The sequence below is a fragment of the Streptomyces sp. NPDC046900 genome, assembly GCF_040644975.1.
GTDB lineage: Bacteria > Actinomycetota > Actinomycetes > Streptomycetales > Streptomycetaceae > Streptomyces.
Genome location: NZ_JBEYXD010000160.1, coordinates 1 through 9,599, shown reverse-complemented (window position 1 = coordinate 9,599; position 9,599 = coordinate 1). Strand labels below are relative to the sequence as shown.

Sequence of the window (9,599 nt, the reverse complement as noted above, 5' to 3'; positions counted from 1 at the left end):
GGCTCACCGGATGCGGTGAGCCCCACCACGCCCGCCGCCTGGGCCCGCGATCACTGGACCATCGAGAACTCCGTCCACTGGATCCGCGACGTCGTCTTCGGTGAGGACGCCCGCACGATCCGCACCCGCAACGCCCCCGCCATCATGGCCACCCTGGGCGACATCGTCCGTGGCACTCTGCGGGCCGTTGACTGGGCCAACACCGCCAGCGCCAGACGCGCCCACACCACTCCTACCGCCATCCTCAAGCTCCACGGCATCGCGTGATCAAACCGGACAATCTCGGAACGCTCCGGGGCCGTGGCAGCTCGGCGGGATCGCCCGCCACGTGCACGCAGTGCGCGGCCCCGGCTCGCTTTCTCGTCAGGCGGGAGACCGGCTCTGGCCGCCCAGCACGGCTGGTTGGCTGTGGTCTCTCGGCTGATCGATGTCATCAGAGGCTCGCGGCGGTCGCAGCGCAGGCCCCCGACGCAGGAGCGGTGATGTCAGTGCCGACCTCTACCATTTTCTCGGGGGAGAAGTGGCTGTTGCGTTGGATGGTGCTGCACACAAAATCCGTGTCAGAGACCACAGTTGCCCCGGTGCCTTTATGTCTTGCGCGTAAGGAAGCGGACGGCGCGCCGGCCTCAGGGAGGGCCGACGCGCCGCGCGCTACAGGAGCGTGGGCCACCTACTGGAGGTCCCCCGAGCTGGTCTGATCGACGGTGGCGGTTGCCACCCCAGGAGACAGCGTCGACGAAGCGACGGTGATCGTTGCGCAGGGTTTGTGGCGGGCCCTGGCGGAGGTGTTTCCGCAGGCCAGGCGCAAAAGGTGCTGGGTTCACAGAACCAGGAACGTGATCAACGTGCTGCCGAAGTCGACCCAGCCCGGCGCGAAGAACGCCTTGCAGGAGATCTACAACGCCCAAGACCGGAATCACAACGAGAAGGCCGTGAAAGCCTTCGAGAAGGCCCACGGGTCGAAGTGGCGTAAAGCCGTCAAAAAGATCATCGGCGACCTCGCGAACTCCTTGCCTTCTACGACTTCCCCGCTGATCCATCTACGCACGACGAACCCCATCGAATCGATTTTCAGTACGGTCAAGCTCCGCACGAAGGTCACCCGGGGCGCCGGCAGCCCGGCCGCCGCCCTGGCCATGGTCTTCAAACTCGCCGAAGCCGCCCCAGACCCGCTGGCGCGCGGTTACCGCACCCCACCTCGTCGCCCTCGTCTGCGCCGGAGCCACCTGCGCCAACGGCCCACTCGTCGAACGCTCCGACGAACAGGCAGCAGCCGCCTGAGTGATCCGGGGTCGAGGCACGCGGTTCACTACGAGATGATCCTCCCATGGCGGATGTGGTTTTCTTCGATCTGGACGGCACCCTGGTCGATCATCGGGGCGCAGTCTTGGAAGCGATCGGCCAGATCGTCCGGGCCGCGCCGAACGCGACGGTTCCACCGGAGGAGCTGGTGACGTTGTGGTGGACGCTGGAGGGGCGGCACATGCGGGAATACCTGGCTGGTCAGTGCTCCTTCGCCGAGCACCGCCGACGCAGTCTCCGTTCCTTCTTGCCCATGCTCGGCGAGCCGGTTCCTGAAAATCCCGGCCTTCTGGACGCCTGGTTCGCCGAGCGCTACCTCACCGTGTTCGAGGAGTCCTGGCGAAGCTATCCCGATGTCCAGCCCTGCCTGGAGACCCTGAAACGGCTTCCCCGAGGACCGCGTCTGGCCGTTCTCACCAACGGGGACCCCGAGCAGCAGCGCGCCAAGCTCGCCCGCTTCGGCCTCCTCGAATACTTCGAAGCCATCCTGACGCCGACGGAGCTCGGTGCGGCCAAGCCCGTCGCCTACGCCACCGCCTGCCGACGGATGCGGACGGACCCCGGGCAGGCGATCAACGTGGGCGACATGCTGGAAAGCGACGTGAACGCAGCTGCCCTCGCCGGGCTCACCGGCATCTGGCTGGACCGCGGCATCGACTTCGTCACCGGTGGACCATCGTCGACGGTAGACGAGACGGTGCTCCGCATCGAACGGCTCACCGATCTCCCCGACCACCTATCACCCACGAACGCCTGACCAGCTCATAAGAACTTGATCCACAGGTCTTGATGCGATGAAGGGGCGATGTCCCCGCCCTCCGTCGGTGCCTTGGGTAGATCCGAGTCACCCAATACGTGACGGCGAAGGAGCCCCCAGGTGAGTGAGTACGACGGACACCAGTATGTCGGTGTCGACCTGTACCGCAGGCGGTCCGTGACCGTGCGTCAGACCGACGACGGTGTCCAACTGAGCGCAGTGCGCATCCTCAGCGATCCGGTGGCACTCGGTCTGCAGATTGAGCAGGCCGGGCACGATCCCGACGTGGTCCTGGAGGCCACATACGGCTGGTAGTGGGCGGCTGACGTCCTGCAGGCCGCCGGGGCACGCGTCCGCCTGGCCCACCCACTGGGCGTGAAAGGCTTGGCCTACCGGCGCGTGAAGAACGACATCCGCGACGCTGCGGACTTGGCGGACCTGCTGCGGATGGGCCGACCGCCGGAAGCCTGGATCGCGCCACCGAGGTTCGTGAGCTGCGCGAACTCGTGCGCTACGGGGCCAAGCTCGTCGCGCTGCGGTCCGGGCTGAAAGCCCAGGTGCACGCCCTGGTGGCCAAGCCGGCGCACTCATCCCGGCGTCCGACCTGTTCGGCATCGACGGCCGAGCCCGACTGGGGCAGACCGCGTTGGCCGGCCCGTATGCCCAGCGCGTCGCGTCGTTACTGAAGCTGATCGACGGACTCGATGCCGAGGAAGCCCTGTTCAACGGCCGCAGGGCGGAACGGCTTCGTGACCACACCGGCTTCCGGGCCATCCAGCAGTTGCCTGGGATCGGCACCACCCTGGCGGCGGTGTATGTGGCTGAGATCGGTGACGTGCACCGGTTCGCCTCCGCGGACCGGCTGTGCTCGTGGGCGGGGTTGCCCCCGCGGCACGACGAGTCCCACACCACCGTCCGCCGCGGGCACGTCACCAAACAGGGCAGCAAGCTGGTGCGCTGGGCCGTAGTGGAGGCGATCCAGCACAAGACCACCCCCAAGATCACCGAGGATCGGGCTCGGATCGAGGCCCGCCGCGGCCGGGTCTTGGATTTCGAGGATCGGTGCGGTATTTCAGAGTTCCGCCACTGCGTCCCGCAGGTACATCTCCAGCCGCCTGATCGATGCGGTCACGCCTCTTGTATCGAGTCGGCAGGTGTAGAGACGACGGACGAGTGTGGGCTGGCGCATGGGCAGAACCACGACACTCGGTGGAGCGTCCAACAGCAACAATCGCGGCAGCAGGGCGAAGCCGAGGCCCGCCGCGACGAGATTGAGTGCAGTGCGGAAGTCCATGCCATCGAAGTCCAGACGATGTCCGTTTGCCCGGTCGCCGCCGACGGGTGACGTTGCCAGGTCGCGGGCGTCGACCGCGGTGTTGATCCATGCGTCCGATGGCAGGTCGGCTGGGGTGACACTGTCAGCTCCGGCCAGGGGATGACCGACGGGAAGGACGACCATGATCGGATCGTCCATGAGGTGCTCTTGCATGAGCCCGGCGGGCACTGGCCCGGGAGCGTGTTCGTAGTCGAAGGTGATGGCCAGGTCGATCTCTCCCCGGAACAGCAGCGCATGCGTTTCGCGCTGCTCAAGTTCACGGAGTGTGATGTGAACTGCCGGATGGGTCGCACGCAGGCGCGCGAGCGCGGGAGGGGCGATGGAGGCTGCCGCCGAGATGAACGCGCCGAGCCGCACCTCGCCGCCGGTTCCGTCCGCGAGCGCCGAGAGCTCGGTGGCAGCGCGACTCATCGACCCGCTGATCGCGGCCTCGGTGTCGAGAAGGACCTGCCCGGCCTCAGTCGCACGGACGGGCCGCCGGACCACGACGCGCGCACCGACCCGTCGCTCCAGTTCCGCAACCTGCTGCGAGACCGCGGACTGGGTGTATCCCAGCTCCTCTGCGGCAGCCGCGAACGAGCCGAGCCGCACGACAGCCGCAAGGGTCACCAGATGTCGCGGATCGAACAACCAAGCCATGAAGTTAAGGATAGCTTATCAACCGAGAAGAAATCATTGTTAGCGTTAATGCGGAGGCGTGGCCGACGCTGGACGCATGGACATCACGCAGTTCGACGCCGCGATCAACAAGCTCCCCCGACGCCGGGTCGGGTTCTACCCCACTCCCTTTCACGCCTTGTCCAACCTGTCGGCGGCGTACGGGATCAACTTCTTCATGAAGCGCGAGGACCTGGCAGGGCCCAGTGCGATCAGCGGGAGCAAGATGCGCCTGGCCGAGTTCATCCTGGGGCGGGCCCTTGAGAACGGAGTGACACACGTCATCACCCAGGGCGCATACCTGACCAACTCGGGTCTGCAGTTCGCCGCCGCCTGCCTGAGCGCGGGAATCACGCCGATCCTGGTGCTGACGCGGAACGTGTCCCGGCATGGAGAGCTCCAGGAGTTTCGCGGCAACTATCTCCTCAACAAGACGATGGGGGTCGAAACCCACGTCATCAACGTCAACGGCAACGAATGGCACACTCCCGCCGAGGCCGAGCGGATCACCGACGCCATCACGGCGCGCAAGGCCGAACTTGAAGCGCAGGGACACAACGTCCTCGTTGTCGGAACTGGTGGTGCGCATCCCGACGGCTTCATCGCGCACGCCCTGACGTTCCGGGAGATGCTCGAACAGTCCCGTGCCGCAGGAATCGAGCTCGACTACACGTACCACACGATCGGCACCGGAACCGCGCTGCCCGGGATGCTGGCAGCCAAGCTGAGCCTGGAACACCCGGTGAAACTCCGATCGATCTCCATCCAGAGGCTCAACGACGAAGACCGAATGAACCCCGGCGTGATCGTCGAACGAACCAAAGCAGTGCTAGCCACCTTGGGCGCGCCCGTGCCCGACGACGCGACCATCCGCGCCGAGATCGACATCGACCAGCGCTTCATCGGCGAGGACTACGCCGTGGCGTCCGCCGAAAGCACAGCAGCCATCCGCGAGCTGGCCCGAGCAGAGGGCGTCTTCGTCGGCCCCGTCTACACCGGCAAGGGACTCGCAGGATTGCTCGACCACGCCCGTAGCGGGCGGATCCCCGTCGGCAGCAACGTCGCGTTCCTGCACACCGGAGACACCGGCAACCTGTTCGAAATTCCCCAAGTCGTCGGCCACATCGCCGACTGAGCCCCGTATCACCAAAGCAGGGACTGTCAGTGGACCTCATCGATCTCGACCTCGTGACGGCGGTCGCGGAGACAGGCAGTATCACGCACGGCGCGGCCCGTGCCCGGCTGTCCCTGCCCTCGGCCAGCGGGCGCATCCGCGGCCTGGAGCACTCCCTGGGCGTGACGCTCTTCGACCGTGGCCGCCGCGGAGTCGCCCTTACGCCGGCAGGACAAGTGCTGCTTCGCCACGCCAGGTCCGTGTGCCACGCGGTCGGCCAGCTGCGCACGGAACTGGACGAGTACGTGCAGGGACACGGCGCCACCGTCCGCGTCCAGGCCAACACCGCCGCCACCGAGAGCCTCATGCCCGCAGCCGCCGTCTCGTTTCTCGCCCAGTACCCCCACGCCCGCATCGACCTGGAGGAACGCGCGAGCCACCGCATTATCGCGGCCGTGGCCGAACGCCGCGCCGATATCGGAATCGTCGCCGACTCCGTCGAACTCGGGCGGCTGGAAACCCGGGTGATCCGCCCGGATCCGCTGGTAGTCGTCACCCTCCCTGACGACCCGCTGGCCCGCCTGTCCCGGGTACCGTACGCAGACGTGCTCGGCCGCGCGTTCGTCGCCCTGAACGTCGACAACCCGTTGCAAGAGCACCTGGAGACACACGCCCGGCCGCTGGGTACCCAGCCGAGGTATCGCGTCCGGCTGCCCAGCATCGACGCGGCCTGTCACGCCGTGGCCGGGGGAATCGGCATCGCCATCCTGCCCTGGTACAGCGTGCGGCGCCGGGTCACCAGCGGCACCCTGGCCGCCATCCCCCTGGCCGAACCATGGGCGGACCGGCGGCTGGTCGCCTGCTTCACCAGCGACCGCGACCTCTCGGACACAGCCCGCGCACTCCGCGACCACCTCCTGGCCCAGGCCGACGACAAAGACGACATAGACGAACCGCCATCAGGCAGCGAGCAGGGGTAGGAATGCTCGCTCAGATGGGCGCGGCGAACAGGTCGGTGATCACGGCGACTGTCCAGTCACCGGCGTCAGTCCATCTGTTGATCTTCGCGATCAGCTGGGCTGTGACGTACCCCTCGACGGGCTTTCGTAGCTCAGCTGGGCGTAACGACTGGGCTGGCGGAAGGCGTGTTGACGTCGGTCTGGGTGACGTTGGACCGCGAGACACCGCAGTTCAGCCACGGCCGCTGTAGTTCCGGCGTCTTGGCTGGTCAGCAGCTTGACGGGGGTGGGGACAGTAGGAGGACGGCCACCGTGATGTGACCAGCGACCCCATGCACACGCAGCGCGAGCACGCCGAGTACCTCGCCATCCGCGACGCCCACTACATCGTGATCGCCAAAGGGAATCAGAAGAAGCTGCGCAAGGAGCTCAAGTCCCTTCCCTGGCAGCAGATCCCGCTCCAGAGCCGCATCCGCGACAGCGGCCACAGCCGCAGCGTCATCCGCAGACGCTCAAGCCCGTCCTGGGCCAGCACCAGCTTCCCGGACAGCTCGGCGATCGCGGCTTCCAGTTCTTCAACCCGAACTCGGGCGGCCGCCTCGCGGGCTTCCAGCTCCTCAAACAGTGAGCCCATCCACCAGCCCTCCTCCACCACCACGGTAGAGACCAACAGCCAGGAATGCAGCCCCGGTCAGTGCCCAGGCAGTTCAGCCGATCACGGGCGGTCTGGATCCTGGCTGTCGTCGAGTACAGCCGCAAGACCCTCAAGGATCCCGACGAATTCCTCGGTCGGGACCTCCGCCACGAAGACCCTGCCTGCATGGTCTGGATGCCTGACCAGGTGCTCCTCGCGCCAGAACTGAACGGTGAGCACCAAGCGGTCCGCGTCACGGAAGAGATGAGCGGTCACGTTGTCGGTGGTGGGCCCCCAGCTCAAAGCCCGGAACTGGCCGCGGAACTCGTACTCCTCTTCGGTCTCGTCGTCTGCGCCGGAACGGTGCATGAGACGCCGGTGGGTGGCTTCCGGGGACGGCTCATCGAACGGCATCGGAGAGCCGCCTCCGGAGCGCAGCCACGCCACCGTGTCCACCATGTCGATGCGGAGCTGACTTACGAACGCCATGTTGTCGTCGCAGGTCAGCCATTGCCCCGCGGCCCACAGGTCCACCCGGCGCAGCGAGTGCTCCCACTCGCCGACCTCAGCGGCGAATCTGTTCTTGTCTCCCAGAAGCACGGTCACGTCGGGACCCTGACAGGCCCCGTGATCATTCGCAAGCAAGCCGATGTCGTGCCCTTCCCTTCAAAGGAACCGCACCCAAGTAAGAAACGACCCCTTGAAGCCGTATGCGCAGGTCAGGGTCCGTGTCCTATCCCACGCGCCAGGCGCCTTCTAAGCGCTTGGCCGCAGGTTCGAGTCCTGCCGGGGGCGCCACTGAGAGCCCTCCCTCCGGAGGGCATTTTTGCTGGTCGGAAGGGGTGACACTCGACACGCCCAAGCCCCGGGCACTCCCCCGACGATCAAGGGAAGGCCCCGGGCTGTCCGGTCAAAGACGGCTGCAACACCCCGAGGTGTTACAGCCCGTCGGCGAAGCCGACCCTTCAATGGGCGTAGGAGCCGGAGGCGACTCCCGATCTGCTCTGCCTCACGAGGGCACACCGTGGCCCACTGCGGACCCGCTCCCTGCCTGATGCGCACTATCTGCGATACAGGAGGGCACCGCACAACTCCCGCGATCAAGGAAACTGCTGCTCAGAACGTATTTGCAAGCCCAACTCTGATTGTGCTCCGGAGCCGTGTGCGCAGGTTCGAATCCTGCCGGGGGCACTCGCCGATAACCAGCACAGATCATGCGCTGACCAGGGCGAATGCCGATGCCAAAGAGCGGGGATCAGTCTCACTGAGTCCCGCCCTTTGGCACTGCTGCGCACTGCTCGCGATAGACCTGCGATAGACGTGGCGATCTAGCTACGCGACGTACACGCCATCGCTAGTGCTGTGGCCGAGAAGGTTCACCGGCTGGGGTCTGTTCGCCGTTTGGTAGTCCGGGGACCGGCCGCCAGGCCGTTTCTTCAGTTGGCTAGAAGGGACAACACGTCTGCGAACGACACGGTCGTGGTGGGTTCGAGGCGCGTCGTTTCGCCTCGGAAGGACCGCACCTCTAGCCAGCTCTGCGGCGATGCCGTCGGCAGGATGTCCATGAGTTTCTGGAGGTCGGCCGACCGGTAGACCTTGAACTTCGGTGATGGTCGGTAGTACGACGGCTGGATGTCGAAGCGCATGTCGACGACGGGATACGGCGAGCGTCCCCAGTCGCTGTAGGGCAGCGCAGCGTGACCGTGGATGCGGGCGTCGACCAGCACCTCCGGGTCCTCGTCCCCGATCTCGCAGTTGAACACGGGGAAGGCTGTCGCCACCCGCGCTGCCGCTCCCGGGTATGCAGCGCAGGCTCGGCCCAGTGCCGACGAGCAGAACAATGCGTGGTCGAAGGACCCGACCGGGCTTGGCAACGGGACCTTGTGGTGGGACCGGCCGTCGAAGGCGAGGTCGCGCCTGGAGCAGAGGAACTCCAGAAACCCGGCGACCACCGTGTCCTGGTGGCTGCCGGCTCGCACCGCGAAGCGGACCGCGCTGCGTCCCTGCTCACGCAGCACGTAGTACTCGAAGAAGCCCATCGGGTGCTCGGGCGTGCGCGCGCAGCGGTAGACTTGGTCGAATCCGTCGACCGGCAGGAACTGGGGTACCGGCGCGTAGGGGCCGGCGGCCCCGGTGATGACGTCCAGCACCGGTGTATCGGCCTCGGCTTCTGCCGGATCGCAGGGCGGGTCCACTTCGGTGAAGCCCTTGCGGAGACGTTCGTTGATCTTGCGTGTTGCCTGGCGCCGTGCCTGCTCCTCGTCGTCGAGCGTCGTCGTGCTCCCCTTGCCCGGGGTTCGGTCGGAGCCCCACTTGAGGAAGCAGCGGATCCCTTCCTGACGGATCTCCCAGTATTCGAGCGTGGCCTCTTGCCGCTCGAACCGCCGCCATCTGGTCATCCGTCCTCCCGTGCCGCCTGCGGTGGGCCTGCGCCGGGACCGCACGCGGGTGACCCTATCGCTCGCCTGCGAGCTTGCCTTCACCGATGGTCAGGACACCGGGATGGACCTCCGTCCCCCCAGCGGATGCCTTTCTCACATCCAGGAGCTGCGCTGAGCCCTGCGGGTGTCGGTGTGGCCGGGGGGCCGACATCGCGCCCCCCATGAGGAACGCGGCGGCGCACCAGAGCGGAGGTGCCGGCCCTGCCGGCCGCCCGCCAGGGCCGCGTCCGGGGCCTCGTTGAACCGGCCATGAGCCCGGACTCCGTCCCGCCGATGTCCGGCAGTTGCTCGACCGGCTCGTCGAGTCCGACGGGCCGGTCCACACCTTCGAGTGTCTGGGGGTGCCCGCCGAGGCGGGGGCCCCCCCAACCAGCCAATCATGGATTGGGGAGGGAGGAG

Annotated in this window: 10 protein-coding genes, 1 tRNA gene and 2 pseudogenes; 8 read left to right on the top strand and 5 right to left on the bottom strand. The window is 66.7% G+C overall.

The genetic code is table 11. The features are described from left to right. The 4 genes and pseudogenes from ABZ904_RS49215 to ABZ904_RS49200 form a co-directional block, all read left to right on the top strand. A pseudogene (locus ABZ904_RS49215) lies at positions 1 to 267 on the top strand (ISAs1 family transposase); the annotation flags it as partial. A gap of 437 nt (positions 268 to 704) precedes the next feature. Further along, positions 705 to 1,454, top strand: a complete 750-nt coding sequence (locus tag ABZ904_RS49210) for a transposase (protein WP_361830686.1) — start codon at positions 705 to 707, stop codon at positions 1,452 to 1,454. Beyond that, the gene (locus ABZ904_RS49205; protein WP_361830688.1) at positions 1,337 to 2,059 is read left to right on the top strand and encodes an HAD family hydrolase; all 723 of its coding nucleotides are present in this window, start codon (positions 1,337 to 1,339) and stop codon (positions 2,057 to 2,059) included. Before ABZ904_RS49210 ends, ABZ904_RS49205 begins: the two co-directional genes overlap by 118 nt. Before the next feature lie 120 nt (positions 2,060 to 2,179). Continuing rightward, positions 2,180 to 2,374: a hypothetical protein gene (locus tag ABZ904_RS49200; protein ID WP_361005640.1), complete on the top strand. Its 195-nt coding sequence runs from the start codon at positions 2,180 to 2,182 to the stop codon at positions 2,372 to 2,374. 364 nt (positions 2,375 to 2,738) lie between these two features. Here the strand turns inward: ABZ904_RS49200 and ABZ904_RS49195 are convergent, their stop codons facing one another. After that, positions 2,739 to 2,900: a hypothetical protein gene (locus ABZ904_RS49195; protein WP_361830690.1), complete on the bottom strand. Its 162-nt coding sequence runs from the start codon at positions 2,898 to 2,900 to the stop codon at positions 2,739 to 2,741. Between ABZ904_RS49195 and ABZ904_RS49190 the strand changes: the two are divergent. Then, positions 2,871 to 2,987 (top strand): annotated as a pseudogene (locus ABZ904_RS49190) (transposase); the annotation flags it as partial. The gene ABZ904_RS49195 and the pseudogene ABZ904_RS49190 sit on opposite strands and share 30 nt — an antisense overlap. A gap of 144 nt (positions 2,988 to 3,131) precedes the next feature. Here the strand turns inward: ABZ904_RS49190 and ABZ904_RS49185 are convergent. Then, positions 3,132 to 4,034, bottom strand: coding sequence for a LysR substrate-binding domain-containing protein (locus ABZ904_RS49185; RefSeq protein ID WP_361830684.1), 903 nt, complete (start codon positions 4,032 to 4,034; stop codon positions 3,132 to 3,134). A gap of 76 nt (positions 4,035 to 4,110) precedes the next feature. On the opposite strand from ABZ904_RS49185, the gene ABZ904_RS49180 reads away from it, so the two are divergent. Beyond that, entirely contained in the window at positions 4,111 to 5,187 is a 1,077-nt protein-coding gene (locus tag ABZ904_RS49180; protein ID WP_361830682.1) for a pyridoxal-phosphate dependent enzyme, read from the top strand. A gap of 29 nt (positions 5,188 to 5,216) precedes the next feature. Then, positions 5,217 to 6,146, top strand: a complete 930-nt coding sequence (locus ABZ904_RS49175) for a LysR family transcriptional regulator (RefSeq protein ID WP_361830680.1) — start codon at positions 5,217 to 5,219, stop codon at positions 6,144 to 6,146. Between the two features lie 385 nt (positions 6,147 to 6,531). Here ABZ904_RS49175 and ABZ904_RS49170 read toward each other — a convergent pair whose 3' ends face one another. Both ABZ904_RS49170 and ABZ904_RS49165 read right to left on the bottom strand, forming a co-directional pair. Continuing rightward, positions 6,532 to 6,783 carry a hypothetical protein gene (locus tag ABZ904_RS49170; protein WP_361005652.1) on the bottom strand — a complete coding sequence of 84 codons (252 nt, stop codon included), beginning with the start codon at positions 6,781 to 6,783 and terminating at the stop codon, positions 6,532 to 6,534. 57 nt (positions 6,784 to 6,840) lie between these two features. Continuing rightward, entirely contained in the window at positions 6,841 to 7,365 is a 525-nt protein-coding gene (locus tag ABZ904_RS49165; protein ID WP_361830678.1) for a hypothetical protein, read from the bottom strand. Positions 7,366 to 7,464: 99 nt separating this feature from the next. Between ABZ904_RS49165 and ABZ904_RS49160 the strand changes: the two genes are divergently transcribed. Further along, positions 7,465 to 7,557, top strand: a tRNA-Arg gene (locus ABZ904_RS49160). Between the two features lie 638 nt (positions 7,558 to 8,195). On the opposite strand, the gene ABZ904_RS49155 is transcribed toward ABZ904_RS49160, so the two are convergent. Then, the gene (locus ABZ904_RS49155; protein ID WP_359395584.1) at positions 8,196 to 9,158 is read right to left on the bottom strand and encodes a WGR domain-containing protein; all 963 of its coding nucleotides are present in this window, start codon (positions 9,156 to 9,158) and stop codon (positions 8,196 to 8,198) included. Positions 9,159 to 9,599: the final 441 nt, after the last annotated feature.